Origin of the sequence: Georgenia sp. AZ-5 (assembly GCF_043952095.1) — a bacterium.
Taxonomy (GTDB): Bacteria; Actinomycetota; Actinomycetes; order Actinomycetales; family Actinomycetaceae; genus Georgenia.
The window spans coordinates 235,488-261,456 of record NZ_JBINOU010000001.1 but is presented as its reverse complement, the minus strand read 5'-3'; the positions used below and the strand labels follow the sequence as shown (position 1 = coordinate 261,456).

The following is a 25,969-nucleotide window of genomic DNA, read 5'->3' as shown; positions in this document are numbered from 1 at the left end:
GACCGGGCGCGGAAATACGCTTGCTGGCTGATGCAATGCTCCTACTTCGACGCCGACCGGTGCCGCTCGTGCACCCTGCTGGGGCGCAGCTACGCCGACCAGCTGGCCGGCAAGGAGGAGCACTGCCGCACCCTGCTGGCCGACTTCCCCGCCCTGGAGTGGCTGCCGCCGGTGGCGAGCCGGGAGTCGGGCTTCCGCAACAAGGCCAAGATGGCCGTGGCCGGCACGGCCGAGGACCCGCAGCTGGGCATCCTCGACGGCGGCGGCCGCGGCGTGGACCTGCGCGAGTGCGGGCTGTACCCGGCGAGCCTGCACGCCACGTTCCCCGTGCTCGCCGAGTTCGTCGGGCGGGCCAGGCTCACGCCCTACGACGTGCCGCGCCGGCGCGGCCAGCTGAAGAACCTGCTCGTCACCGAGTCGCCCGACGGCGAGCTCATGGTCCGCTTCGTGCTGCGCACGGACGAGTCGGTCGTGCGGATCCGCAAGCACCTGCCGTGGCTGCGCCAGGCGCTGCCGAAGCTGGCGGTCGCCTCGGCCAACATCCTCCCCGAGCACAAGGCGGTCCTGGAGGGCGAGCGCGAGATCGTGCTGACCGACCAGCAGACCCTGCGGATGGGCGTCGACGGCGTCGACCTGCACCTGCGCCCGCAGAGCTTCTTCCAGACCAACACCGACGTCGCCGCGGCCCTGTACCGCCAGGCGCGGGCCTGGGTGGACGAGCTCGCGCCCGCCTCGCTGTGGGACCTCTACTGCGGCGTCGGCGGCTTCGCGCTGCACTGCGCCGACGGCGACCGCAACGTCACCGGCATCGAGGTGAGCCGGGAGGCCATCGCCTCCGCCGAGCTGACCCGGGCGCAGGCCGGCCTCGGTCGGGTGCGCTTCGAGGCCGGGGACGCGACGGCGTTCGCGCTCGCCGCAGAGCAGGCGCCGGAGCTGGTCATCGTCAACCCGCCGCGGCGGGGCATCGGCCCCGACCTGGCGGGCTGGCTGGAGTCGTCCTCGGTCCGGTCGGTGATCTACTCCAGCTGCAACGCGGTGTCGCTGGCGCGCGACCTCGCCGCCATGCCGTCGCTGAGGCCGCGGCGCGCACGGGTGCTCGACATGTTCCCGCAGACCGCGCACTACGAGGCGCTGGTGCTGCTCGAGCGGGCGCCCGGCGGGGCGGGTCAGAGGCCGCCGGCGACACGTACGACGGCGCCGCTGACGTAGGCGGCCTCCGCGCTCAGCAGCCAGCCGATGGCGGGGCTGATCTCCTCCGGCTCGCCGGGCCGGCCGAACGGGATGCGTGAGGCGACGCGCGTCGCGCGGCGGGGATCGCCCGCCGCGGCGTGGATGTCCGTGCGCACCGTCCCCGGTGCGACCGCGTTGACCCGGATGCCGTCCGCGGCGAGCATCACCGCGCCGGCAGTCGCCAGGCAGTGGCCTCCTCCAGCTCCAGCAAGGACTCGGCCTCGGTCCAGGTGAGGCCCCCGGACGCGGCCCACTCGGCGATCAGCTCAAACCGCTCGTCGGGGTCCAGCTCCCGGGCGGCGGCAGCTTCGGCCCGCGAGTAGGCGCGGAGCACCTGGTGCATGTGCTGCACGACGTACGGGGCGGACGTGTCGGACGCCGCGCCGTGGTCCAGCCGGTCACGCACCCACGCGGTCCAGTCGGACAGCGCTGACTGGAACAAGGCCTTGAACACCATGCCTCCCACCGGTGACGAAGAACCGAGGGCGCCGGTGACCTCACTCAGGAGCGGAACTCGCGACTCCTTCCGTCCCTATGGTCGCGCTCGTGCCCGGACCCCGGCCAGAACCTGCGGGCGTGAACTGCGCTGCATTCGTCGCCGGCCTCACGCCATCGGAGGACGCGGACCCGGCGCGGTCTCACCTGGCGAACCGGCCATTGACCCGTGGGCGGTCAGGAGTAACTTCGGCCGCACCCCCGGGGAGCGCTGAGGAGCGCTGAGAGTGCGGACAGTCCGCAGACCCGTATACCTGATCCGGTTCGTACCGGCGTAGGGAGCAGGGCATCCGCCCGACGCACGTGCGTCGTCGGCGGGTCTCGAGGTACCCGCGGGCCCGAGAAGGGACCGTGATGAGCACCAAGCTCGAAGAACTGACCGACACCGGCGCCACGCCGGATCAGCTCGGCATCGGGATGCGGCTGAGCATCCACCCCCACTGCGACGACTTCGTCGAGGTCATCCTCGGCGCCCTCGCCGACGCCGAGGCCGCCGGCCTCACCGAGGGCCTGGTGATCGACACCGACGAGGTGAGCACCTACGTCGGCGCCCGCACCGCTCCGGCCGAGCAGCGCCTCGCCGCCTACCTCACCGCCGTCGTCGCCGCGGCCTCGCGCCGCTCGGGCGGCGGGCACGTCGTCGCCCACGTGCTGCTCTCCCGTGGCTGCCCGGGCGAGGTGTCCTGCGACCTCGCGGTCACCGGGCTGCCCGACCCGGCACCCGTGCAGCTCGAGCGCACCGGCATCCGCGCCGCCGCCCAGTGGTCGCTCTACCCGCTGCTCGACGGCGGCTCCGACGCCGGTGACCACATGGCCCACATCGAGGCCGCGATCGCCTCGGCCCGCCGGCGCGGCACCACGACGAGCCCGGCGCACTACGCCACTAAGCTCACCGGTGACGTCGCCGACGTCCTGGCGACCGCCGTCGACGCCTGGGCGCAGGTCGGCGCCCACGTGCCGCACGTGGTCACGCACCTGACCGTCTCCGTGGGCTCCCCGAGCCCGGTCGAGGCGTGAGGGAGGAGCGCGCCATGAACGACACCACCGCCGCCGTCGCCCCCGCCCGCCCGCGCTGGGCCATGAAGGACCTCGTCCTCATGGTCGTCCTCGGCGTCGTCTTCGGCTTCGCCTACTGGGCCCTCGTGCAGGCCTGGAACGGGCTGAGCATCCTCATGGGCCCCGCCGGGGACCTCTCCCAGCACCTGCTGCTCGGCGGCTGGCTGCTGGTGGCACCCATCGCCGTCGCCATCATCCGCCGCCCCCTCGCGGGGGTGATCGCCGAGGTCATCGCCTCGGTCGTCGAGGTGGTCTTCCTCGGCTCCCCGGTCGGGCCGCTGCTGCTCGTCGCCGCCGCCATCCAGGGCGCGGGCAGCGAGCTGCCCTTCGCGCTCACCCGCTACCGCCGGTTCGGCTGGGGCGTCTACGCCGTCTCCGGCCTGCTCGGCGCCGGCCTGGTGTTCTTCTACTCCGCGTTCCGCGCCGGCTGGTACGGCCAGGACATCTTCGCCCTGCGCCTGGTGCTGCAGTGCCTCTCCGGCATCGTCCTCGGCGGCCTGCTGGCCAAGGTGATCGTCGACGCCCTGGCACGCACCGGCGTCGTCGACAACTTCGCCATCGGCCGGGCCCCGGGCCGGTCGTGAGCCGGGCCCAGGCGGCCCCGCGAGCGGCGGGGGCGGGCACCGGGCCGGTCGTGGAGCTCCGCGACGTCTCGGTGACCTTCCCCCGCCGCGCGGAGCCGGTGCTGCGCGGGGTGTCCCTGGCCCTGGCGCCCGGGGAGCAGGTGGTCGTGCTCGGCGCCTCCGGCTCGGGCAAGTCCACCGTGCTGCACGCCATCACCGGGGTGGTGCCGCACACCGTGAGCGCCACCGTCACCGGCACGGTCACCGTGGGTCCGACGACGGCGGCCACGCCCGTCGTCGAGCGGTCCCGGCACCTGGGCGTCCTCGCGCAGGACCCCGCGGCCGCTGTGTGCCTGCCCGGGGTGGAGCAGGAGCTGGCCCTGCCGCTGGAGAACCACGCCGCCGACCCCGCGACCATCGGCCCGCGCATCGGCGCCGCGCTCGACGCCGTGGGCGCCGGCGCCCTGCGGGGCCGGGTCACCGCCACGCTCTCCGGCGGGGAGTCCCAGCGGGTCGCCCTGGCCGCCGCCCTGGTGACCGAGCCGGAGGTGCTGCTGCTGGACGAGCCGACGTCGATGCTGGACCCGGCGGGCGTCACCGCCGTCCGCGGCGCCCTCGACCGGGCGGTCCGGCGGTACGGCCCGGCGGTGGTGCTGGTCGAGCACCGCCTCGACGAGTGGGCCGGCCCGGCCGGGATCGCCGGGCTGCCCGCCCGGGCGCTCGCCCTGGGAGAGGCCGGGGAGGTGCTCGCCGACGGTCCGACCGCCGTCGTGCTGCGCGAGCACGCCGACGAGCTCCACGCCGCCGGGTGCTGGCTGCCCCTGGACGCCGAGCTGCTCGCCCTCACCGGCGCCGAGGGCGGGCTGGCGGCGCCGGCGAACACCGAGCTGCTGCGTGCGCTCGCGGCGGAGGCGGCCCAGCCGCCCGGGGCGCCGGGCGTGCCCGGTGCCCAGGGGGTATCCGGCGCCGGCGGGCCCGCGCACGACGGCGGAGCCCCGCTGCTCGCCGCCCGCGGGCTCGCGGTGGGCCGGGCGGAGCCGGCGGCGCGGCGCACCCGCCGGCGCCGGCAGGCGGCCCCGCCCGCGCCGGCGCTGCTGTCCGGCATCGAGCTGGCCGTTCGACCGGGCGAGGCGGTCGCCCTGCTCGGCGCCAACGGCGTCGGGAAGTCCACCCTGCTGCTCACGCTGGCCGGCCTGCTGGCGCCGCTCGGCGGGCGGGTCGAGGGCGCGCGTCCGGGGCTGGTGTTCCAGAACGCCGAGCACCAGTTCCTCGCCAGCACCGTGCGGGACGAGATCGCCCACGGGCTCCCGGCCGCCGTCGCCGGGGACGTGGTGGCGCGTCAGCTGCGCCGCCACCGGCTCGAGCACCTGGCCGGGCAGAACCCCTTCCGGCTCTCGGGCGGGGAGAAGCGCCGGCTCAGCCTGGCCGCGATGATCGCGCACGAGCGCCCGGTGCTGCTGGCCGACGAGCCCACCCTCGGCCTGGACCGGCGGGACACCATCGCCACCGCGGCGACGCTGCGGGAGGTGGCGACCGGCGGCGGCGCCGTCGTGCTCTCCAGCCACGACCTGCGCACCGTCGCCGGGCTCGCCGACCGCGTCGTCGTCCTCGGGGAGGGCGGCGTGCTCGCCGACGGGCCGACCGCGGAGGTGCTGCGCGACGGCGAGGTGCTCGCCCGGGCCGGGCTCACGCTGCCGCCGCTCGTGGCGTGGCTGCTCGAGCACCTCCCCGGCCCCGCCGTCGGGCACGTGCTGCGGCGGCTCGACGATGCGGTCCCGGCGGCACGGCCTCGCGGCGCACGGGCGGCGGCGCCATCCGCGGTGGAGGTTCCGGCGCCGGGTTCGCCGGCGGATCCGGCGGCGACGGCGTCGCACTCCCGGGCGGTGGCCCGGTGAGCGCCCTGACGGCCGCGCCGGTCGTGGACTCGCCCTTGGCCCGGCGCAACCCCACCGTGAAGCTGGCGCTGCTGACCCTCGTCTCCCTCGTCGCCGTCTTCCTCCTCGACCCGCTCACGCCCGCGGTGCTCTACCTGCTGGCGCTTGCCGCCGTGACGGCGTCGCTGCGGGTGCCACTGCGCACCCTGGCGGCGGCGCACGTGCCGTTCGTCGCGTTCGCGCTCGGGGTCCTGGTGGTCAACGCCCTCGCCCGGCCGGGCGTGGTGCTGTGGCAGGCCGGGCTGCTGCGGGTGACCGAGGAGGGGCTCGCCGTGGGCGCGGCGCTGGCCGCCCGCACCCTGCTCGTCGGCGTGCTGGCGATCGGGTTCCTGCTCTCCACCGACGGCGTGGCCCTCATGACGAGCCTGCACCAGAACGCCCGCCTGGGCGCCCGGGTAACCTACGCGATCCTCGCCGGCTACCGGATGCTCCAGGAGATGCCGCGGGAGTGGAGCACCATCCGGCACGCCCATGCGGTACGGGCCGAGCTGCCCGACGCCGCGCGGACGTCGGGGGCCGGCATGAACGCCGGCGCCCGGCCCCCGCGGGGGCCGCGCCACCTCGCCGGGGTGGTGTTCACGCTGCTGGTGGTCTCCGTGCGCAAGGGCGAGCGGATGGCCCAGGCGCTGGAGTCGCGCGGGCTCGGGCTGGAGCCCCGGACCACGTGGCGGCCCGTCCGCGTCACCGCCGCCGACTGGGCGCTGGTGGCCGGCGTGGTCACCGTCGTGACTGGCGTCCTTCTGGCCAGCCGGGCCCTCGGCTACCTGGAGGGTCCCGGTGCGCTCGCGGGCTGACATGCACCTCGTCGCGATGGTCAACCCGCCGACGAGCCAGTACGCGGAGAACTGGCGCCACCCGCTGTCCCGCACCGACTGGCTGGACGCGGGGTTCTATGCCGACCTCGCCCGCACCCTCGAGCGCGGCCGGTTCGACATGATGTTCCTGCCCGACGCGCTGGCGGTGCCCGAGGACCACGCAGGGAGCTACGCCACCACTGTCCGAACCGGCGGCAAGGGCACCATCTACGTCGACCCGGTGGTCGTCGCGTCGGTCGTCGCGGCCGTCACCACCCACCTGGGCCTCGGCGCGACCATGTCGACGACGTTCCTCCCGCCGTACGTCATCGCGCGGACGATGCTCAGCCTCGACCACCTCTCCGGCGGCCGGACGGCCTGGAACGTCGTCACCTCCACCACGGACGCCGAGGCCCGCAACCTCGGCATGCGGGCCATCCCGCCCAAGGGCCAGCGGTACGACCACGCCGACCGCGTCGTCCGCACCGTGCTGGACCTCTGGGACACGTGGGAGCCCGGCGCCCTCAGGCTCGACGACGGCGCCCGGACCTTCGCCGACCCGGCGCGGATCCACCGCATCCCCCGGCGCCCGGACGGGCCGCCGCTGAGCCGTGGCCCGCTCACCCTGCCGGGCAGCCCCCAGGGCCGGCCGGTGCTCATGCAGGCCGGCGCCTCCGAGCGGGGCAAGAGATTCGCCGCGCGCTGGGCCGAGGTGGTCTTCGCCGTCGCCGACGACGCGGACGGCATGCGGGCGCTGCGCACGGAGCTGCGCGGGCGGGCCGCCGCGGTCGGGCGAGACCCGGACGACCTCCTCGTCCTGCCCGCCGTGCAGCCGGTGGTGGGTCCCACCGACGCCGCCGCCCGGCAGCGGCTCGCCGAGCTCAAGGCGATGCTCGACGAGGGGGAGATCCTCAGGATCCTCGGCCGCCTCCTGCACGCGCGCCCCGACGAGCTCGACCCCGATGGAGATGGCGCCGCGTTGGTGCTGGCCCACCGCGGGGCCACCGGCAGCGACGGGTTCGAGGACATGCTGCTGCGTGCCTGCCAGGCCGAGGGCCTCACCGTGCGGGACCTCGCCGCCCGGCAAGCCATGAGTCAGCTCAAGCCTCAGCCGGTCGGCTCGCCCTCGACGATCGCCGACTACCTGTGCGAGCTGGTCGACGCCGGCGCCGCGGACGGCTTCGTCGTCATGTCCGCGCTGTACCCGGTGTCGCTGGAGGACTTTGTCGCCGGCGTGGTCCCCGAGCTCCAGCGGCGCGGGCGGTTCCGGAAGGAGTACGAGCAGCGCACCCTTCGCGGGCGGCTGGGCCTGGCGTGACGGCGCCCCGCACCCCGCTCGTCGGCGTCCTGGCGATCGGTTCCTGCTGTCCACCGACGGCGTGGCCCTCATGACGAGCCTGCACAGAAACGCCCGGCTGGGCGCCCGGGTCACCTACGCGATCCTCGCCGGCATCGCCGGGGTGGTGTTCACGCTGCTGGTGGTCTCCGTGCGCAAGGGCGAGCGGATGGCCCAGGCGCTGGAGTCGCGCGGCCGCGGCGAGAGCCCGGCCGCGCCGGGCGCCGCCGAAGGCGACTGACGGACGCCGCCGGCGTCACCGCTGAGGAAGTGGCGAACCGCTGCGCGCGGACCGGACGACGTCCTCGATGGCGCGCACCGACACGTCGGCGCCGCGCGGCTCCTCCAGCACGCCGGCGTGCGTCTCGTCCGTGAAGCGGTGGCTGCTGTTGCTGGACATCTCGGCCATCCGGTCGTGCGCGGCGGGCCGGTCCAGCGACGCGTCGGCGGTGAGCACCACCAGCGGCACGCTGCCGAGGGTGGTGAGCGCCTGAGCCTGGCCCAGCAGCGCGGGCATCGTGGCGAAGTCGTCGCCGTAGTTCCGCCAGTGGCGCGGGGTGGCGGCGAGCGCGTCGACCTGTCCGGCCGCCGGCTCGGGGAGCGCGGAGGGAGCCAGCGACGACGCGACCCACCCGAGGCCCAGCCGGGCCAGGACGGGCAGCGCGGCAAATGAGGCGGAGGCGCCCGCCTCGCCCGAGCGGTCGACGGGCGGGGCCCCGTAGGGGTCGGTGCTGTCCAGCAGGACCATCCCGGCGACCTCCTCGGGGTACGCGGAGGCGTAGGTCATCGCGTGCGCGCCGCCGATCGAGTGCCCGACGAGCACGTACGGGCCCTGCTCGCCGGCACGGGAGAGCAACGTGTGCAGATCGGCGGCGGCCCGCAGCCCGTCCTGGGCCTGCGGCGCGTCGCTCCAGCCCTGCCCCGCGCGGTCGTAGGCGCACACGCGGGTCGTGCCGCTGACGGCCTGCGCGATGCGGCTCCAGTGCGGGGACGCCTCGCCCTGCCCGCTCTGGAGCACGACCGTCGGGCTCCCGGAGCCGGTGCAGTCGAGGTGGAGCCGGTAGCCGCCGACGTCGTAGGACTGCCCGGGCATGGCGTCGGTGCGCGAGTCGGCGGCCACGGCAACGGTCTCGACCATGCCGCCGAGGGCCGCGGCAACCATGACGGTCACGACCGGGTAGAGCGCCCACCGCCCGCTCCGGGCCGGCAGTGACCGGCGAACCTGCAGGCCCATCCAGACGGCGAGCGCCAGCAGGAGCGGCGGCCACACCCACCCGGCGGCGGTCAGGCCGCTGTCCCCCGGCGCGACGACCAGCAGCCCCGCCCCGGTCACGGCCATGGCGGCAGCCGGGACCAGGGCCCAGCGCTGGGGCTGGTCGGTCATCCGGATGGACAGCACCGCCAGCATGGCCCAGCCGAGGGCGAACCCCAGCAGCGCCGACCCGGTGATGGCATGCTCGGGCGCTCCGCCGAAGACGCCCAGGGTGAGCACGCCCGCGGCTATCAGGCCGGTCAGCAGCGATCCGACGACGATGCGGCGGAGACGGCGGGAGGGGTGCGCGCGGCCGGTGGCGGCCGCCGTCGACAGTCCCCGAACGGAGTCGGTGGCGCTCATGCCTGCCCTCCTGGCACGCGCCGGGACGCCCCGAGGTGCCGGCACGCGCCGGCCGCCCGGGCGGGGGTAGAAGTCGTCATGGCCGTTCCTCAGTGGTCGGTGTCGTCCCGGGCCGGTGTCGCGGGATGACCTGAAGGTAGGGAGGCGCGTGATGACGGGTCATCACCACACCTGGTGATCGAGGTGGTGAACGGCTCGTCGCACGCTCAGCGACCCGGTGCGACCCGGAAGCCGCGGACGGAACGGATCACCGCGGTCTTCGGGTAGTCCGCCGGGTTCCGCTCGCCGGACGACGGGAACTCGAAGAGGTCGATCATCAGCTGCAACGGATAGTCGAGCCGTTGGGCGAAGGACCCCACCGGGTCGCCGTCGACGAAGATGCGCACCCCGCCGTCGTCCCACTCGGCGGCGTAAGTGTGCTCCCCGGTCGCGTCGATGGGAAGGGTCAGGTCGGCCATGTCGGTAGTCAGCCGGGGGTCATGGTGCGCCTTGATGCCGAGGCGGACCGTTGACCCCGCGGGACCGATCGCGTTCCCGAAGAGCTCCGCGAGACAGATCTCGCCCGCCTGCTCCGGCGAGGCCTCCTCGAAGCCGACGAGCCAGATCCCCAGCATGCAGGCCGGGTCCGGGCTCGCCCGTGCCGTGACCTCGACCCGTCCGTGCGATGGCGTCCACAGGTGCCGGGTGGGCTGAGCCGTCCGAACACGCAGACCCGGCTGCTGGCGGTGCTGGCCCGCGCCGCTGCCGACCGGCCCCGACCAGGTTCCGGTCTGGATGTTCGACACCCGCATCGGCCCGTTCTCGGGCCGCCACGCCGGCTGGTCGGCGTCGATGCGCAGCCGGAGCCCGTGGGCGTCGAGGTCGAACCGGGCGGCAGAGCGCTCCGGCGTGGTCCAGTGCGGCAGGTAGTGGGCCACCCACCGACCCGGGTCCAGAGTGGGAGCGCTGAAATCATCCGCGAAGTCCGGCTCGAACAGAGGTCGTGACGAGGTGGTTCCGGTGCCGGACATGGCTCTCCTCGGTTCCGCTCGTGCCAAGAGGTGAGGCTGCCCCGTCGGGCGGGCGCGCGCCGGCGGGGGAACGTCGCGTCGGACCTGCGGGCGCAGGGCGATGCCCGAGGTTAGTGTCCCGGGCGGCCCATGCCCTGGGGAAGCGCCGCGGCGAGAGCGTCGAGGATCACGCCCAGACCGAACTCGAACTCGTCGCCGAAGTCGTAGCCGGGCTGCAGGGCATGCCCGACCGTGAGCTCGACCAGATGGGGGTACTCCTCGGGGGAGAACTGCGCCGCGATCGCCTCCGTCACCTCGGGGGCGGTGTCCCTGTCGAACGGCAGGGCCGCCTCCTGCAGCGCGAAGCCGTAGACGTAGGCGTCGAGCAGGGCGTAGGCGTGCGCGGTCATCGGCAGCGAGAAGCCCGCGCCCCGCAGGGTGCCGAGCACGGCGTCGTGGTGCCGCAGCGTCGCGGGCCCCGGGGTGGACCGCGACTCCATCAGGGCGATCGCCCACGGGTGCCGCCGCAGCACCGTCCGTGCCGACGCCGCGCGGCGAGCGAGCTCCGCCCGCCAGTCGCCGCCGGCCGAGGGGAGCTCCATCTCGGCGAAGACCATGTCGACGATCCCGTCGAGGATCGCGTCCTTGTTCGCCACGTAGTGGTAGAGCGACATCGGCTTGACGCCGAGCTCCTGGGCGAGCGAGCGCATCGTGAGCGCGCCGAGACCCTTCTCGTCGGCGATGGCGACGGCGCGGCCCAGCACCCGCTCGCGCGTCAGCGGCGCGCGCCCCGCACCCCCGCTCGGCCCGCTCGCGATCGCTCCGTCAGCCATCTCAGCCCCCTCTAGACGATCCGTACTTTGTAAGGCTACGCTCCCTTACTAAGTACGGCAGGGCACCGGGCTCCGCCGTCCCGACGAGGGGCTCGTCATGGCACCCGAGAAGTCAGCAACAACCGGCACCCCGGACGGCAGGGCGGCGGCGGCAGGCACGATGCGAGCGGCCGTGCGGGAGGAGTACGGCTCGGCGGACGTCGTGCGCCTCGCCCGGGTCGCGCGCCCCGAGCCGCGCGACGACGAGGTGCTCGTCCACGTCCACGCGGCGGGCCTGGACCGGGGCGTGCTGCACATGATGACCGGGCTGCCCTACCTGGGCCGCCTCGCCTTCGGGGTCCCCCGGCCGAAGAACCCGGTGCTCGGCATGGACCTCGCCGGCACCGTCGTCGCCGTGGGACCGAGGGTGACCCGGTTCGGCGTCGGGGACGAGGTGTACGGCGCCGGCAAGGGAAGCTTCGCCGAGTACGCCGTCGCCCGGGAGAAGCAGCTGGCCCGCAAGCCGGCGAACCTCAGCTTCACGCAGGCGGCCGCCGTCCCCGTCTCGGGGTCCACCGCCCTGCAGGCTCTGACCGACGCCGGACGGGTCCGGCCGGGCCAGACGGTGCTGGTCGTCGGCGCCGGCGGCGGCGTCGGAAGCTACGCCGTCCAGCTCGCCAAGGCACTCGGGGCCGCGGTCACCGGCGTGGCCAGCACCGGAAAGCTCGAGCTGGTGCGGTCCCTCGGCGCCGAGGCGATCGACTACACCCGCGAGGACTTCACCGACGGCAGCCGCCACTGGGACCTGATCCTCGACATCGCCGGGAACCGGCCGATCTCCAAGCTCCGGCGCGCGCTGACGCCCGCCGGGACGGTCGTGCTCACCGGCGGGGAGGACGGCGACAGGCTCACGGGCGGCATGGGCCGGCAGCTGGCGGCCGTGGTCCTGTCGATGTTCGTCCGCCAGCGGTTCACCTTCTTCCTTGGGCTCGCCCGCGCCGACCGGCTCGAGCGGCTCACCGAGCTCATCGAGGCCGGCAAGGTGACGCCCAGCCTCGACACCACGTACCCGCTCGACCAGGTGCCCGAGGCGCTCCGCGCCCTCGAGGCCGGCCAGGTCCGGGGCAAGGTCGCCATCACGCTCTGATCTCTCGCTCGATCCGCCGGCCTCGGCCTGGCTCTCATGCCGGCTTTGCCTGAGCGACACCTGCCACCCCGAAGGGGAATCTTATGAACGCCACCCATCCCGACCGGTCCCTCCGCTCGGCCAGTCTCGTTGCCGGGACCGCACTGCTGGTCCTGGCCGCCCTGGCGGTCTTTGCCAACTTCGGCGTCCTCGGCGGCCTCGTCACGCCCGGCGACGCCACCGCGACGGCCGACGCCATCGCGAGCTCCGAGCGGCTGTTCCGCTGGGGGGTCGCCAGCCTGTACCTGGTCGCCGTGCTCGACGTCGTCGTGGCAGTGGCGCTGCGGGTGGTGTTCGCGGCCGCGAGCCCGGCGATCTCGACCCTCGCGGCCGGCTTCCGGGTGGCCTACGCCGTGGTCTTCGTGGTCGCGATCAGCCACCTGGCCGCCGTCCTCCCCCTCTCGGGCGACGCCGAGCGGACCCTCGCGCAGATCGAGGCGTTCCAGAACATGTGGGGCGCCAGCTACGTCTTCTTCGGCATCCACCTGGTGCTGACCGGATACCTGGCGTACCGATCGGGGTTCATGTCCAGGATCGTGGGCGTCCTGGTCGCGGTCGCCGGGCTCGGCTATCTGGCCGACACCTTCGGCGCGGTGCTCGTGCCCGGCTACTCGGTCACCGTCTCGGCCGTCACGTTCGTGGGCGAGGTGGCGCTCATGCTGTGGCTGCTCATCAAGGGGCCGCGCCTGACGGTGGGCGGCGCGGCCGTGTCGACGGCCGGCGCGACTTCCGTGCCCGCGTGGTCAGTTCGTCGGCCCGGCTGAGCGAGGCGTCGAGGCGTCCGTGCTTCGAGCGGCGAAACTTCGTCAGGCTATATTCCTGACGAATGTCCACCACGGGCGGCACCTCGCCGCGTGATGAGGCCGCGGCTCTTGGCGGCCGCACCCTGGTGACACGGCGGGGTCCAGCGGTGAGACTCGTGCCATGAGCGACGGCGCCAGGCCCTGGGTGCTGCACGTCGACCTCGACCAGTTCATCGCCGCTGTCGAGGTGCTGCGGCGGCCGGAACTCGCCGGGCTGCCCGTCGTCGTCGGCGGGCGGGGCGACCCGACGGAGCGGGCGGTCGTCTCCACCGCCTCCTATGAGGCACGCAAGTTCGGCGTCGGCTCCGGGATGCCGCTGCGCACGGCGGCCCGGATGATCCCGGACGCCGTGTTCCTCCCCGTGGACGCGCCCGCCTACGAGGCCGCGTCGGAACAGGTGATGGCGACGCTGCGGGACCTCGGCGTCGTCGTCGAGGTGCTCGGCTGGGACGAGGCCTTCCTCGGTGCCGTGACCGACGACCCGGAGGCGCTCGCCCGCCGCGCGCAGGAGGCCGTGCTCGCCTCCACCGCGCTGCACTGCTCGGTCGGGATCGGGGACAACAAGGTGCGGGCCAAGATCGCCACCGGCTTCGGCAAGCCGGGCGGGATCTTCCGGCTGACAGCGGAGAACTGGTTCGAGGTGATGGGGGAGCGGCCGACGCGGGACCTGTGGGGCGTCGGCTCGAAGGTGTCCAAGCGGCTGGCCGCGCACGGCATCGCGACGGTCGCCCAGCTCGCGGCCGCCTCGCGGGAGGAGCTTGTCGCGGAGTTCGGGCCGCGGATGGGGCTCTGGTACGCCGAGCTCGGCCGCGGCATCGGGCCGGCGGTGGTCGACGACAGCCCGTGGGTGGCCCGCGGCCACAGCCGGGAGACGACCTACCAGCACAACCTCACCACCGCCGAGCAGGTGGAGGCCGCGGTGCGCGAGCTGGCCGAGCAGGTCTTCGAGGACACCGCCCGGGAGGGCCGGCCGGTCTTCCGGGTCACCCTCAAGGTCCGGTACGCCCCGTTCGTCACCAAGGTCATGGGCAGGAAGCTGCCGGCACCGACCACCATGCGCGACGACGTCGTCGCGGCAGCGGCCGCGCTCGCGGAGCGGATCGAGCCCGGCCGGGAGATCCGGCTGCTCGGGGTGCGCGCCGAGATGGTGATGCCCGACGACGGCGACCCGGCGGAGCGCACGCCGGTGCGTGGGCGGTTGTGAGGTCGTCGAGTGCATGTCCGAGGACCGCCGGTGTGCGCACGCGGGTGATGGCCGAGCAGATGACGGCCGTCGACCCGGAAGGCTCTGCGAGCTCGCCGGGCGGCTGAGCGCCAGCGAACTGGCTGCTGTCGACCAGGCGATCGTGGACGTCCTCGGCCTGGGCTGATCGGCGGCGGTCGTGGACCGGGTCGCCCTCAGATCGCCAATTTCCACCGAGCGCTGCTGGGCGTCGCGGTCCCGGCCGAGCCCGCCGACGGCTTGCGCTACCGGCAGGGGTCGCCGCGCGCGGCCCTTGGAGGGGACTGACGGCGCACGGCGGCGCAGCCCACGAGGAATTCGGTCGACCGAGTGTCAGCGCCGGGCGTACCGACGCTCAGGTCGGCCTACCTCGCCATAGCGCAACCGAACCTCGGCCTTGCCGGCCTCTGCCAGGTGCTCGAGGTAGCGCCGCGCACTCACGCGCGAGATCCCCGAGAGCTCGGCCGCCTCGGCCGCGGAGAGGTCCCGCGCCGAGGCCGTCAGCACCTGCTCGACGAGCTGCAGCGTCTCCGTGCTCAGGCCCTTCGGCAGCGGTGCCGAGACCTTGGGGGTGGCGAAGAGCCGGTCGACGTCGGTCTGTGCGGCCTCCGCACCGGGGCTGAGCGCGCGGTGGGTCTCGCGGTAGTGCTGGAGGCGCTGCTGCAGGTCGGCGAAGGCGAAGGGCTTCATGAGGTACTGCACGGCCCCGCCGCGCACAGCTCGTTTCACCGTCTCCGCCTCGCGCGCCGCGGTGACGACGATGACGTCCATGTCGGGGGCCGCCTCGCGCAGCCGGCCGAGGATGTCCAGGCCCGTGGCGCCGGGGAGGTAGACGTCGAGCAGCACCAGGTCCGGCTGCAGCCGCTCGGCGGCCGCGACGGCGGCCGCAGGGTCGTGGACGACGCCGACCACCTCGAACCCGGCGCACCGGGCGACGAAGCCCTCGTGGATCTTGGCCACCATGTAGTCGTCATCAACGATGAGCACCTCGATCATGCCGGAACCTCCGAACGGGTCTTCCGTAGACGGGCGGTGAAGACCGCCCCGTGGTCGTTGTGCACCGCGACGTCGCCTCCCCGCCGGCGGCACACCAGCCGCACGAGCGCCAAGCCGTACCCCCGGCCGCCGGCGTCGTCAGACGCCTTGGTGGTGTACCCCGTCCGGAAGAGCCTCTCCGCGCCCGCGCCGTCCACGCCGGGCCCGGAGTCGTGCACGCGGACGGTGACGGCGTCCTCGTCCTCGGCCAGGGAGACCTCCACCCGCGGCTCTGCGCCCCCGGCGACGGCGTCAAGGGCGTTGTCGACTAGGTTGCCGACCACGGTGACGAGGTCCCGGGAGAGGCGCTCGTCCACCCGGCTCACGTGCGAGCCCGGCGTGAGCTGGAGCCGCGCGCCCCGCTCCGCCGCGAGGGAGTCCTTGGCGATGAGCAGCGCCGCGACGGGCGGGTCCGCGACCCGCTCGGTGACCTGAAGGTACAGGCTTTCCCGGTGGTGGCTCACGCCCTCGACGAAGCGCACCGCCTCGTCGTGCTCGCCCAGCTGGAGCAGTCCCCAGATGGTGTGCAGCTGGTTGGAGAACTCGTGCGTCTGCGCCCGCAGCGTGCCGGTGGCGCGCCGGGAGGTGTCCAGCGCCCGCTCCATGGCCTGCAGGTCGGTCTGGTCACGCATCGTGGTCACCGAGCCCAGCACGGCACCGTGGGAGTGCACGGGCATCCGGTTCAGCACCAGCAGGCGCGAACCCACGACGATCAGCCGGTCCGGCGCCGCGACGTCGTCGGTCAGCGCCGCGCGCAGCTCCGGGTCCCTCGTGAGCTCCGCCAGCTGGCGGCCGACGGCGTCCGGCGGCAGGGCCAGCAGCAGCCGGGCGGAGTCGTTGACGAGGGTCACCCGCCCCGCCTGGTCCAGCGCCAGGACCCCCTCCTTGATCCCGTGCAGCAGCGCCTCCCGGTGCTCGACGAGCCCGGCGATCTCGGTGGGCTCCAGGCCGAGGGTCTGGCGTTTGATCCGGCGCGAGAGCATGGTCGAGCCGATGACGCCGATCGTCGTGGCCAGCCCCACGTAGACCGCGAGTTCCGGGCCGGCGAGGGTGACGCGCTCGGCGAGGGAGGGCAGCTCCCTGCCGACGCGGGCCGTTCCCACGAGGCGGCCGTCGTCGTCGAGCACCGGGACCTCGGCGGCGACGGCGGAACCACCCGCGACCGGCCCGACCCAGGAACGGGTGGGGGCCCGGCCGGGAGCGTCGTCGGGAAGCACGGTGCCGACGTCGCCGGGCAGGGAGGACGCCAGTACCGTCCGGTCCGGGCGCAGCAGCGTCACGGTGGTGGATCCGGAGACCGTCCGGACCGTCTCCCCGACCGCGGCCAGCGGGGCGCTCCCGCCCGGCAGGGAGGAGGGCAGCAGCCCCCTGACGGTGGGGTTGCCGGCCAGGTTCTCCGCCGCGGACAGGGCGCGGCGACCCTCGGCTCTTTCCACCTGCTCCGCCGTCTGGGCGAAGGAGAGACCGCCGACCGTCACAACCACCAGCAGCACGACGAGCAGCTGCAGCGCGAGGAGCTGCCCCGCCAGCGTCATCCGGCTCCCGTTCATGCCACCTCCTCGTGACGCCCCTGCCCACGCCGGCCGGGGATCGACCCCGACATGGTGCCATCCTGACCGGTGCGCACCGTGATTGCTGACGACGCCTTCGCGTGACCACAAAGAACTCAACGTCCACTGCGACCGCAATGGTGACCCGCCCCCGGGGCAGGGTCAGGATGGCCGGGTTCCCAGCACCCCTCAGAGAAGAGGTCCGACGATGCGACGACGCAGCGTGCTCCAGCTCCCCGCCCTCCTCGCCGGCGCCGCCCTGGCCCTGACCGCCTGCGGCGTCACCGGCTCCCAGGAGGACCGCGCCGATGCCGGCACCGCCTCCGCCACCGCCTCCGAGACGCTGACCGACAAGCGGATCATGGTGCCGAACTCCCCGGGCGGCGGCTACGACCAGACGGCCCGCACCGCCGCCCAGGTCATGGAGACTGCCGGCATCTCCTCCGGCCTGGAGGTCTTCAACCTCGAGGGCGCCGGCGGCACCGTCGGCCTGGCCCGGACGGTCTCGGAGGCCGGCAACGGTGACCTGGCCATGCTCATGGGCCTGGGCGTGGTGGGCGCGAGCTACACCAACGAGTCCGATGCGACCCTGACCGAGACCACCCCGCTGGCCAAGCTCATCGAGGAGCCGGGCGCCATCATGGTGCCGGCCGACTCCCCGTTCCAGACCATCGACGACCTCGTCACGGCCTGGAAGGCGGACCCCGCCGGGCTGAGCGTCGGCGGCGGCTCGTCCCCGGGCGGCCCGGACCACCTGCTGCCCATGCAGTTCGCCCAGGCCGTCGGCGTCGACCCCACCCAGGTCAACTTCGTCTCCTACGACGGCGGCGGTGACCTCCTGCCGGCCATCCTCGGGAGCAAGCTCGACTTCGCGACCTCCGGCGCGGGCGAGTTCAAGGACCAGATCGAGACCGGGGAGATCCGCGTCCTGGCCGTCTCGAGCGAGGAGCCGCTGGAAGACGTCGACGCCCCCACGCTGACCGAGGCCGGCATCGACCTGGTGTTCACCAACTGGCGGGGCATCGTCGCCCCGCCCGAGATCGACGACGCCGACCGTGACGCCTGGATCGCCGCGCTGGAGGACATGCACGGCTCTGAGGAGTGGCAGGAGGCGCTGGAGACCAACGGCTGGACCGACGCGTTCCTCACAGGCGACGAGTTCGGCGCGTTCCTGACCGAGCAGGACCAGCGCGTCGCCGACGTGCTCACGGAGCTCGGGCTGGCATGAGCACCGCGACGACGACGCGGCGCGTGGGCGGCCGCTCCGAGCTGGGCCTCGCCGCCCTGCTCGGGGCGGTCGGTGCCGCCGTCCTGCTGGACGCGGTGGGCCTGCACGCCCCCTACTCCCAGTCCGACCCCGTCGGGCCGAAGGTGATGCCGTACGTCGTCGCGGCGCTGCTGTTCGCGTGTGCGGTCGGGCTCGCCATCGACGTCCTGCGCGGCGGGCGCGGGGAGGCCGAGGGCGGCGAGGACGTCGACCTCAGCCATCCCACGGACTGGCGCACGGTCGTGCCGCTCGTCGCGGTGTTCGCGGCCAACATCGTCCTGGTCGACACCCTGGGCTGGGTCATCTCCGGGGCGCTGCTCTTCTTCGGCTCCGTGGTGGCCCTGGGCAGCCGGCACTACGTGCGCGACGCCCTGATCTCCCTCGCCCTGGCCCTGGCCAGCTTCTACGGCTTCTACCTCGGCCTGGGCGTGTATCTGCCCGCCGGGATCCTCGAGGGGGTGCTCTAGATGGACGTGCTCTCCGCGCTGGCCGACGGGTTCGTCACCGCCGCCACCCCGGCCAATCTCCTGTACGCCACGATCGGCGTGCTGCTGGGCACCGCCGTGGGTGTGCTGCCGGGCCTCGGGCCGGCGATGACCGTGGCCCTGCTGCTGCCGGTCACGTTCGCCCTGGAGCCCACGAGCGCGTTCATCATGTTCGCCGGCATCTACTACGGCGGCATGTACGGCGGCTCGACCACCTCGATCCTGCTCAACACCCCCGGTGAGTCCTCCACGGTGGTCACGGCGATCGAGGGCCACAAGATGGCCAAGGCGGGGCGCGCCGCTCAGGCCCTGGCGACCGCCGCGATCGGCTCGTTCGTCGCCGGGACGATCGGCACGGCCATGCTCGCATTTTTCGCACCCGTGGTCGTCCGGTTCGCCATCGAGCTGGGCGCCCCCAGCTACCTCGCGATCATGCTGCTCGCCCTCGTCGCCGTCACCGCGGTCCTGGGCACCTCCCGGATCCGCGGCTTCGCGGCCCTGGCACTGGGCCTGGCCATCGGGCTCATCGGCCTCGACCCGGTCACCGGGCAGCGCCGGCTCACCTTCGGAGAGGCCCAGCTGGCCGATGGCATCGACATCGTCGTCATCGCCGTGGCGATCTTCGCGGTCGGCGAGGCGCTCTGGGTCGCCGCGCACCTGCGCCGCAGCACCGCGGCCGTCATCCCGGTGGGCAGGCCCTGGATGAGCCGCGAGGACTGGGGCCGCTCCTGGAAGCCGTGGCTGCGCGGCACCGCGTACGGGTTTCCCTTCGGGGCGCTGCCCGCCGGCGGCGCCGAGATCCCGACGTTCCTCTCCTACGTCACCGAGAAGCGGCTGTCCAAGAAGCCCGAGGAGTTCGGCCACGGCGCCATCGAGGGCGTCGCGGGGCCGGAGGCGGCGAACAACGCCTCCGCCGCCGGAACCCTGGTCCCCATGCTCTCCCTCGGCCTGCCGACGAACGCCACGGCCGCCGTCATGCTCGCCGCCTTCATCCAGTTCGGCATCCAGCCCGGCCCGTTGCTGCTCGAGCGCGAGCCCGAGCTCGTGTGGGGCCTGATCGCGTCGCTGTTCATCGGCAACGCCCTGCTGCTCGTCATCAACCTGCCGCTGGCCCCGGCGTGGGCGAAGCTGCTGCAGATCCCGCGGCCGTACCTGTACGCCGGGATCCTCTTCTTCGCCACCCTCGGCGCCTACTCGGTCAACCTGCAGGCGTTCGACCTGGCGCTGCTGCTCGTCATGGGCCTGCTCGGGCTGCTCATGCGGCGCTACGGGCTGCCGGTGCTCCCGCTGATCATCGGCGTCATCATCGGCCCCCTCGCCGAGGCGCAGATGCGCCGCGCGCTGCAGCTCAGCTCCGGCGACGTCTCCGGGCTGTGGAACGAGCCGCTCGCCGTTGTCATCTACGCGATCATCGCCGTCATCCTCGTGTGGCCGCTGCTGGCCCAGGGCGTGCGCCGCGGCCGGTCGCCCGCGAGCGTCGGGGCGCCGGGCGCTGCCGCCGGAGACGCGGCGGCTCTCGCAGACGAGGACCCGCTCGGCCGCCCGGCCGGCGCCCGCCCCGACCCCGACCTGACCGGGCCCGACGCGGTCGTCAGGTCCTCCACCGCGACCACCCCCACGGAGCAGCAGAGATGAAGATCGTCGTCGGCTACATCCCGACACCGGAGGGGCAGGCCGCGCTGCGGCATGCCACCGCCCTCGCGCGCAAGGAGGAGGCGCTGCTGATCGTCGTCAACTCCTCGCGCGGCGAGGCGGCGGCCGACCCGCGGATCGCCTCCCCGGAGGACCTTGCCTCCGCGGACGAGCAGCTCGGCGAGGCAGGGATCGACCACCTGCTGCTCCAGCCCGTGCGCGGGCGCTCCGCCGCGGACGAGGTGCTCGGGGCCGCGCGGGAGCACCGCGCCGATCTCATCGTCATCGGCCTGCGCCACCGCAGCCCCGTCGGGAAGCTCCTGCTGGGCAGCAACTCACAGCGCATCCTCCTCGAGGCCGAGTGCCCCGTCCTCGCCGTCAAGCACGGGGAGCCGTCATGAGGGCCCCCAGCACCGCAGACCTCTACGACGAGCACGGCGAGGCCCTGCAGTCCTGCGACACGCAGCTGCGCCAGTACGGGGCGCGCCGGGCTTTCGCGGGCGCCGTCGTCACCGTCCGGTGCCACGAGGACAACGGCCTGGTCAAGGCCGTGCTCGCCGAACCGGGCCACGGCCGCGTGCTCGTCGTCGACGGCGGCGGTTCCCTGCGCACGGCGCTCATGGGCGACATGATCGGTGCCGGCGCGGTGAGCAACGGCTGGGCGGGCGTGGTGATCAACGGCGCGGTGCGCGACGTCGCGGTTCTGCGCACGCTGGAGCTGGGGATCAAGGCCCTCGGTTCGAACCCCCGCAAGAGCACCAAGACCGGCGCCGGTGAGCGGGACGTCGCCGTCGCCTTCGGTGGGGCTTCCTTCACGCCCGGCGCTCGGCTCGTCAGCGACGACGACGGCGTGGTGGTCCTGCCCGGGTGAGGTCAGGTCAGCTCGTCGCTCACCGCGCCTGAGCGTCCTTCGGAGCTGACTTGGCTCCGTGGGGCGCTCGGCCGGCGGCGGTCAGAGGCGCGCGCGCAGCCAGGCGAAGTCGGCCTGGTGGGCCTCGGCTTCACCGGGAGTCTCGACGACGACCGGGGCGCCGGCGCCGCGCACGACGCCGGCCAGCTGGTCGGCGTCGATGCTGCCCTCGCCGAGGTTGGTGTGGCGGTCGGCGCCGGAGTCGAAGGGGTCCCGGCTGTCGTTGAGGTGCACGAGGTCGATGCGCCCGGTGATCGCGCGGACCTTCTCCACCACCGTCGTGAGGTCGTTGCCGCCGGCGTGGGCGTGGCAGGTGTCGAGGCAGAACCCGACCTGCTCGAAGCCCTCGGCGCCCGAGATCGCGTCCCAGACCCGGGCGATCCGCTCCAGCCAGCGGGCCATGGCGTGGTTGCCGCCGGCGGTGTTCTCGATGAGCAGCGGCACCTTGATCTCGGTCCGGTCGATCGCCTTGCGCCAGTTGTCGAAGCCCTCCTCCAGCTCGGCGTCGGAGCCGACGTGGCCGCCGTGGACGACCAGGCCCTTCGCGCCCACCTCGGCGGCCGCGTCCACCTGCTGCTGGAGCAGCTTGCGGCTCGGGATGCGGATCCGGTTGTTCGTCGTCGCGACGTTGAGGACGTACGGTGCGTGGACGTAGAGCGCGATCCCGGCCTCCTCCGCGGCGGCCCGCAGGGCGGGGGCGCCGCCGTCGTACGCGACCACGGGCTTCTTCCAGCCCTGCGGGTCCCCGATGAAGAACTGGCTCAGCTCGGCCCCGCGCTCGAGGGCGGCGGCGACGGGGTCGTCGTGCCGGACGTGGGCACCGATCCGCAGGGTCGTCGCCGTGGTGGGTTCTGGGGTCGCGGCAGTCATGGGCCCCAGCCTAGGCATGGGCGCTGACGTCACCACCGGCTCTACCGGCGATGGCCGGGCTCGCTCCACCATGGCCCGTTCAGAAGAACGCCAAATACCGGACGCCTTCATCGGATACCGTGTCGTCGCCCATCGCGCAACCCCACCTCTCCCACAAGGAGCCCCCTGTGTCCACCCCGCCCGAGGCCCCGGCCGAGACGAAGCCTGAGGTCTCGGCAGACCGTGCCCCGATCGTCCTCGACAGGCGCACCGTCTGGCTGATCATCGCCGCCCTCATGGCGAGCATGTTCCTGTCCTCGCTGGACCAGTCGATCATCAGCACCGCCATGCCCACGATCGTCGGCGAGCTCAACGGCGTGGAGCACCAGGGCTGGCTGATCACCATCTACATCCTGGCGGTCGCCGTCGTCATGCCGCTGTACGGCAAGGCGGGCGACGTGTGGGGCCGGCGCTACCCGTTCCTCGTCGCCATCGGGCTGTTCACGCTCGCCTCCGCGGGGGCCGGCTTCGCCGGCACCTTCGAGGAGCTCGTGGCCTGGCGCGGCATCCAGGGCCTGGGCGGCGGCGGGCTGATGATCCTCTCCCAGGCGATCGTCGCGGACATCGTCCCGGCCCGGGAGCGCGGGAAGTACATGGGCCCGATGGGCGCGCTGTTCGGTGTGGCCGCCGTCGCCGGCCCGCTGCTCGGCGGCTGGTTCACCGACTCCCACGACTGGCGCTGGTCGTTCTGGATCAACATCCCGATCGGGCTGCTCGCCCTGGCCATCGCCTGGTTCACGCTGAGGCTGCCGAGCCGCCGCTCCGACAAGCGCGTCGACGTCCTCGGTGCGGTTCTCATGGCGGTCGCGACCTCGGCGCTCATCCTCGTCGCGACCTGGGAGAGCATGGTCGGCGAGTACGACCTCGGCGACTCCCGCCTGCTCGCGCTGCTCGCGGGGACGGTCGTGGCCTGGGTGCTGTTCGTGATCGTCGAGCTGCGCGCGTCCGACCCGGTGCTGCCCATGCGCCTGTTCCGCAACTCCGTCTTCACGGTGTCCACGCTCATCGGCCTGGTCATCGGCATGGGCATGTTCGCCGCCCTGGGCTTCCTGCCGACGTTCCTGCAGATGGCGACGGGCTCGGGCGTGACGGAGTCCGGCCTGCTGATGCTGCCGATGATGGGTGGCCTCATGGCCACGTCCATCGCCTCCGGCATCGCGATCACCAAGACGGGCCGGTACAAGGCCTACTCGATCGTCGGCCTGGGCATCGCCACCGCGACGCTGGTATGGATGACCACCATCACCGCGGACATCTCGATGCTGCAGTACTCGGCGATGGTCTTCGTGCTCGGCGCGGGCCTGGGCCTGGTGATGCAGACGATCGTCCTGGCGGTGCAGAACGCCGTCGAGCCCCACGAGCTCGGCACCGCCACGAGCGCGAACAACTTCTTCCGGGAGATCGGCGCGGCCGTGGGCACGGCGCTGTTCAGCTCGATCTTCACCTCCCGGCTCGTCGAGGAGCTCGACGGGGTGTTCGCCGGCACGCCCGCGACCGCCGCGGGCGGGGAGGCCGCGCCGTCGTCGCTGACGCCGCAGGTCGTCCAGACGCTGCCGGAGCCGCTGCGCACGGGCATCGTCGAGGCCTACGCCGACGCGCTGGCCCCGGCGTTCTGGTATCTCGTGCCGCTGCTCGCGCTCGGGTTCGTCCTCGCGTTCTTCATCCGGGAGATCGCGCTGTCCGACGTCGCCGGGATGGTCGCCCGCGGCGAGGCCGTGACCGCCGCGCCGGCCGAGACGCTGGTGGTCGACCCCGAGGCGTCCGCGGGCCCCAGGAACGGCGGCGAGGCGGCCGGCGACGGCGGTGTCGCCGGCGGGGGCGCCGACACCTCGACCGGGGAGGCCGACTGCCGGGCGACGTCCGCTCACGCCTGACCCGGTCACCCAGCGGACCGCCTAGTCTCGCTCGCCGTGCCAAACTCGGAAGAGGCACAGTCGGTCGCGGGGTGTCGAGGCCGTCCGCCTCGGTGTCGGCTGGAGCGTCCTCACAGCTCGCCACCGGCGCATGCGCGTACCCCTCACCCGAGGACGGTTAGGGCGTGTCTCTTAATGCGTTGAGCCAGATGGTGATCGCTCGCAGGAGAACGCCGCCGCGGTAGGTCAGGGCGAGCTTGTCGTAGCGGGTGGCCAGGGCGCGCCACTGCTTGAAGACGTTGAAGGAGCGTTCGACGACGTTGCGCCGCTTGTAGGCCTCTTCGTCGTAGGTGACGGGCCGGCCGCCCTTGGACCCGCGGCGTTTGCGGTTGGCGACCTGGTCGGAGCGTTCGGGGATGACGGCCTGGATGCCGCGCCGGCGCAGCAGCGCCCGGTTCGCCCTGGAGGAGTAGGCCTTGTCGGCCAGCGCCCGCACCGGCGTGGTCCGGGCCCGCCCAGGACCCAGCCGGGGCACTCTCACAGAGTTCATCAGGTGCTCGAACATTGGCGAGTCCCCGCCCTGCCCTGGCCCGAGCACCATCACCAGCGGGCGCATGTTGCCGTCGCAGACGTGGTGGATCTTCGTGCTCAGTCCGCCGCGGGAGCGGCCGATGGCGTGGTCAGGCGGCTCCTCGTCCAGTTTCATGTAATTCGACAGGTCCCCCTGTGTCCCTCGGGAGGTTCGTGGCGTGCTGGTGGGCACGGTTGATCGTGGAGTCCACCGACACCTCCCAGTTGACCAGGCCGGCCGCGTCCGCCTGCGCGAGCAGGGCGGTGAGGATCTTGTCCCACGTCCCATCGCCGCTGAAGCGGCGGTGCCGCTTCCACACCGTCTGCCACGGCCCGAAGCACTCGGGCAGGTCCCGCCAGGCGATCCCGGTGCGGTAGCGGTAGACGATGCCCTCCACCACCGCCCGGTGGTCCCGGAACCGCCGTCCCCGACGGCCCTCCGAGGACGGCATCAACGGCTCGATCAACTCCCACTGGGCATCCGTCAGCACGGCAGTACGCGACACCCCCGCAGCGTTTCAGCCCAACGGCTCGACTATTGGGAGACACGCCCTAGGGCGGGCCCATCGCCTCGGGCATCATGCGTACCATGAGTTCCCCTCAGCCGTACGCCGCGGACGACGTGCCACGTCTGCTGCGCGCGGCCCAAGAGGGGGGACTGCAGCGGCTCATGGCGGTCCTGCACCGGGCAATCGAGGCAGAGGTCGGCCTCTTCGACCTCGACGGCAGCGTGCTAGCCACCGCTCCCGACCGGGCGCTGTGGGATTACGAGCAGGTGCTCGCCGCGCGCGAGGCACCTGGGGAGGCTGGCATCATCGTCCTCACCGTGGAACTCCATCACGAGGCGGTGTCGCTGCTCGCCGCCCGCGAGCCCGGCGCCAAGAGGTACCTCGTCGAGGTCGCGGCAGAGATCGCCGCGCTGGAGATCGGCCGGCTTCGCGCCGGGCAGGAGGTTCGCCGCGAGCTCGCCGCGGACGTCCTCGACGACATCATCGAGAATCGCCTGTCCGGGCGTGAGGCCAAGGAGCGCATGGCGGGCATCGGCCTCGACTCCAACCGGCTCCACCGGGTCCTGCTCGGCCGGAGCCGGACGAGCTCGGCGCGACTCCTGAAGATCCCGTGGGCAATCCACGCTCTCATGAGCAACCGCCCCGATCCGTTCGTCCGGGTCGTGCGCGGTGAGGACATCGTCATGGTGGTCCCGGACGATCCCATGGTCGGACGCATCGCGGGGACGCTCCTTCAGCACGTCGCAGATCTCGGGGCCGACGCCAGGGTGGGCGTCAGCCTTCCTCACACGGGAGCGAACGGTTTGCGTGCGGGCTACCACGAGGCCCGAGCCGCGTTGCGCCAAGGCACCGGGGTTCAGTACCCGCGGCGCATCGATCTCTCGCAGCTGCTCGTCATCACGAACGAAGCACTCCCGCTCGGCGACCTGGCCCGGCAGTTTCTCCGTCCGCTCCTCGACTACGACCGCCGGCACGGTGGATCCCTCCTCGAAACCCTGCGCGTCTATCTGGACGCCGACCGGGTCGCCGGCGAGGCCGCCGACCGGCTCTTCGTCCACCGCAACACGCTGCGCTACCGACTGCGCCAGATCGAGGAGCTGCTGGGCGTCGGGATCGAGTCCAGCTGGAGCATCACGAACCTGTCGCTGGCGGTCGCCGCGCTCGGGGAGGACACCGCCGGTCCGGAGCCGGCCCGGAACTGACCATGCTGATGG

The 25,969-nt window shown here is 73.4% G+C and carries 26 protein-coding genes and 1 riboswitch; of the genes, 17 read left to right on the top strand and 9 right to left on the bottom strand.

Features of this window, described 5'->3' with window-relative positions:
- The first annotated feature begins 30 nt into the window (after window positions 1–30).
- Entirely contained in the window at window positions 31–1,209 is a 1,179-nt protein-coding gene (rlmC, locus tag ACF0H8_RS01270; protein WP_395287185.1) for a 23S rRNA (uracil(747)-C(5))-methyltransferase RlmC, read from the top strand.
- Here rlmC and ACF0H8_RS01265 read toward each other — a convergent pair.
- Window positions 1,167–1,394 carry an SDR family oxidoreductase gene (locus tag ACF0H8_RS01265; RefSeq protein WP_395287184.1) on the bottom strand — a complete coding sequence of 76 codons (228 nt, stop codon included), beginning with the start codon at window positions 1,392–1,394 and terminating at the stop codon, window positions 1,167–1,169. The genes rlmC and ACF0H8_RS01265 overlap by 43 nt on opposite strands.
- Window positions 1,394–1,687, bottom strand: coding sequence for a hypothetical protein (locus ACF0H8_RS01260; RefSeq protein WP_395287183.1), 294 nt, complete (start codon window positions 1,685–1,687; stop codon window positions 1,394–1,396). The genes ACF0H8_RS01265 and ACF0H8_RS01260 overlap by 1 nt, the downstream gene beginning before the upstream one ends.
- Before the next feature lie 230 nt (window positions 1,688–1,917).
- A riboswitch (TPP riboswitch) is annotated at window positions 1,918–2,025 on the top strand.
- A 54-nt stretch (window positions 2,026–2,079) separates the two neighbouring features.
- On the opposite strand from ACF0H8_RS01260, the gene ACF0H8_RS01255 reads away from it, so the two are divergent.
- From ACF0H8_RS01255 to ACF0H8_RS01230, 6 genes are all read left to right on the top strand, one after another.
- Window positions 2,080–2,742 carry a YkoF family thiamine/hydroxymethylpyrimidine-binding protein gene (locus tag ACF0H8_RS01255; protein WP_395287182.1) on the top strand — a complete coding sequence of 221 codons (663 nt, stop codon included), beginning with the start codon at window positions 2,080–2,082 and terminating at the stop codon, window positions 2,740–2,742.
- A gap of 14 nt (window positions 2,743–2,756) precedes the next feature.
- The gene (locus ACF0H8_RS01250; RefSeq protein ID WP_395287181.1) at window positions 2,757–3,365 is read left to right on the top strand and encodes an ECF transporter S component; all 609 of its coding nucleotides are present in this window, start codon (window positions 2,757–2,759) and stop codon (window positions 3,363–3,365) included.
- A 50-nt stretch (window positions 3,366–3,415) separates the two neighbouring features.
- Window positions 3,416–5,239 carry an ABC transporter ATP-binding protein gene (locus tag ACF0H8_RS01245; protein ID WP_395287180.1) on the top strand — a complete coding sequence of 608 codons (1,824 nt, stop codon included), beginning with the start codon at window positions 3,416–3,418 and terminating at the stop codon, window positions 5,237–5,239.
- Window positions 5,236–6,072: an energy-coupling factor transporter transmembrane component T family protein gene (locus tag ACF0H8_RS01240; protein ID WP_395287179.1), complete on the top strand. Its 837-nt coding sequence runs from the start codon at window positions 5,236–5,238 to the stop codon at window positions 6,070–6,072. Before ACF0H8_RS01245 ends, ACF0H8_RS01240 begins: the two co-directional genes overlap by 4 nt.
- A complete protein-coding gene (locus ACF0H8_RS01235) occupies window positions 6,056–7,390 on the top strand; it encodes an NtaA/DmoA family FMN-dependent monooxygenase (protein WP_395287178.1) in 1,335 nt (444 codons plus the stop codon). The genes ACF0H8_RS01240 and ACF0H8_RS01235 overlap by 17 nt, the downstream gene beginning before the upstream one ends.
- A gap of 70 nt (window positions 7,391–7,460) precedes the next feature.
- Entirely contained in the window at window positions 7,461–7,649 is a 189-nt protein-coding gene (locus tag ACF0H8_RS01230; protein WP_395287177.1) for a hypothetical protein, read from the top strand.
- A gap of 15 nt (window positions 7,650–7,664) precedes the next feature.
- Here ACF0H8_RS01230 and ACF0H8_RS01225 read toward each other — a convergent pair whose 3' ends face one another.
- From ACF0H8_RS01225 to ACF0H8_RS01215, 3 genes are all read right to left on the bottom strand, one after another.
- The gene (locus ACF0H8_RS01225; protein ID WP_395287176.1) at window positions 7,665–9,023 is read right to left on the bottom strand and encodes an alpha/beta fold hydrolase; all 1,359 of its coding nucleotides are present in this window, start codon (window positions 9,021–9,023) and stop codon (window positions 7,665–7,667) included.
- Window positions 9,024–9,229: 206 nt separating this feature from the next.
- On the bottom strand, window positions 9,230–10,033 hold the full coding sequence (locus ACF0H8_RS01220; protein WP_395287175.1) for a glycoside hydrolase family 16 protein: 804 nt from the start codon (window positions 10,031–10,033) through the stop codon (window positions 9,230–9,232).
- A gap of 110 nt (window positions 10,034–10,143) precedes the next feature.
- The gene (locus ACF0H8_RS01215) at window positions 10,144–10,845 is read right to left on the bottom strand and encodes a TetR/AcrR family transcriptional regulator (RefSeq protein ID WP_395287174.1); all 702 of its coding nucleotides are present in this window, start codon (window positions 10,843–10,845) and stop codon (window positions 10,144–10,146) included.
- A gap of 97 nt (window positions 10,846–10,942) precedes the next feature.
- Between ACF0H8_RS01215 and ACF0H8_RS01210 the strand changes: the two genes are divergently transcribed.
- The 3 genes from ACF0H8_RS01210 (at window position 10,943) to ACF0H8_RS01200 (ending at window position 14,017) form a co-directional block, all read left to right on the top strand.
- The gene (locus tag ACF0H8_RS01210) at window positions 10,943–11,971 is read left to right on the top strand and encodes an NAD(P)-dependent alcohol dehydrogenase (protein WP_395287173.1); all 1,029 of its coding nucleotides are present in this window, start codon (window positions 10,943–10,945) and stop codon (window positions 11,969–11,971) included.
- A gap of 83 nt (window positions 11,972–12,054) precedes the next feature.
- Window positions 12,055–12,774: a DUF4386 domain-containing protein gene (locus tag ACF0H8_RS01205; protein WP_395287172.1), complete on the top strand. Its 720-nt coding sequence runs from the start codon at window positions 12,055–12,057 to the stop codon at window positions 12,772–12,774.
- Between the two features lie 160 nt (window positions 12,775–12,934).
- Window positions 12,935–14,017 (top strand): DNA polymerase IV, encoded by a 1,083-nt coding sequence (locus ACF0H8_RS01200; RefSeq protein ID WP_395287171.1) that lies wholly within the window; start codon window positions 12,935–12,937, stop codon window positions 14,015–14,017.
- A gap of 351 nt (window positions 14,018–14,368) precedes the next feature.
- On the opposite strand, the gene ACF0H8_RS01195 is transcribed toward ACF0H8_RS01200, so the two are convergent.
- Both ACF0H8_RS01195 and ACF0H8_RS01190 read right to left on the bottom strand, forming a co-directional pair.
- On the bottom strand, window positions 14,369–15,031 hold the full coding sequence (locus ACF0H8_RS01195; protein ID WP_395287170.1) for a response regulator: 663 nt from the start codon (window positions 15,029–15,031) through the stop codon (window positions 14,369–14,371).
- Window positions 15,028–16,620 (bottom strand): ATP-binding protein, encoded by a 1,593-nt coding sequence (locus tag ACF0H8_RS01190; protein WP_395287169.1) that lies wholly within the window; start codon window positions 16,618–16,620, stop codon window positions 15,028–15,030. The genes ACF0H8_RS01195 and ACF0H8_RS01190 overlap by 4 nt, the downstream gene beginning before the upstream one ends.
- A 208-nt stretch (window positions 16,621–16,828) precedes the next feature.
- Between ACF0H8_RS01190 and ACF0H8_RS01185 the strand changes: the two genes are divergently transcribed.
- From ACF0H8_RS01185 to rraA, 5 genes are read left to right on the top strand one after another with little or no spacing between them, the layout of a single operon-like run.
- On the top strand, window positions 16,829–17,848 hold the full coding sequence (locus tag ACF0H8_RS01185) for a Bug family tripartite tricarboxylate transporter substrate binding protein (RefSeq protein ID WP_395287168.1): 1,020 nt from the start codon (window positions 16,829–16,831) through the stop codon (window positions 17,846–17,848).
- Window positions 17,845–18,354, top strand: a complete 510-nt coding sequence (locus ACF0H8_RS01180; RefSeq protein WP_395287167.1) for a tripartite tricarboxylate transporter TctB family protein — start codon at window positions 17,845–17,847, stop codon at window positions 18,352–18,354. Before ACF0H8_RS01185 ends, ACF0H8_RS01180 begins: the two co-directional genes overlap by 4 nt.
- Window positions 18,355–20,007 carry a tripartite tricarboxylate transporter permease gene (locus ACF0H8_RS01175; protein WP_395287166.1) on the top strand — a complete coding sequence of 551 codons (1,653 nt, stop codon included), beginning with the start codon at window positions 18,355–18,357 and terminating at the stop codon, window positions 20,005–20,007.
- A complete protein-coding gene (locus ACF0H8_RS01170) occupies window positions 20,004–20,405 on the top strand; it encodes a universal stress protein (protein WP_395287165.1) in 402 nt (133 codons plus the stop codon). Before ACF0H8_RS01175 ends, ACF0H8_RS01170 begins: the two co-directional genes overlap by 4 nt.
- Complete coding sequence (gene rraA, locus ACF0H8_RS01165) at window positions 20,402–20,875, top strand: ribonuclease E activity regulator RraA (protein WP_395287164.1); 474 nt, start codon at window positions 20,402–20,404, stop codon at window positions 20,873–20,875. Before ACF0H8_RS01170 ends, rraA begins: the two co-directional genes overlap by 4 nt.
- 81 nt (window positions 20,876–20,956) lie before the next feature.
- On the opposite strand, the gene ACF0H8_RS01160 is transcribed toward rraA, so the two are convergent.
- Complete coding sequence (locus ACF0H8_RS01160; protein WP_395287163.1) at window positions 20,957–21,784, bottom strand: deoxyribonuclease IV; 828 nt, start codon at window positions 21,782–21,784, stop codon at window positions 20,957–20,959.
- 167 nt (window positions 21,785–21,951) lie between these two features.
- Between ACF0H8_RS01160 and ACF0H8_RS01155 the strand changes: the two genes are divergently transcribed.
- Window positions 21,952–23,697, top strand: a complete 1,746-nt coding sequence (locus ACF0H8_RS01155; protein ID WP_395287162.1) for an MDR family MFS transporter — start codon at window positions 21,952–21,954, stop codon at window positions 23,695–23,697.
- Between the two features lie 157 nt (window positions 23,698–23,854).
- On the opposite strand, the gene ACF0H8_RS01150 is transcribed toward ACF0H8_RS01155, so the two are convergent.
- Window positions 23,855–24,752 (bottom strand): IS5 family transposase gene (locus ACF0H8_RS01150; protein WP_395287161.1). Its coding sequence is split into 2 segments (ribosomal slippage): window positions 23,855–24,391 and window positions 24,393–24,752, totalling 897 coding nucleotides; the frame shifts between segments, so codons are not numbered across the junction.
- An 83-nt stretch (window positions 24,753–24,835) separates the two neighbouring features.
- On the opposite strand from ACF0H8_RS01150, the gene ACF0H8_RS01145 reads away from it, so the two are divergent.
- Entirely contained in the window at window positions 24,836–25,957 is a 1,122-nt protein-coding gene (locus ACF0H8_RS01145; protein WP_395287160.1) for a PucR family transcriptional regulator, read from the top strand.
- Window positions 25,958–25,969: the final 12 nt, after the last annotated feature.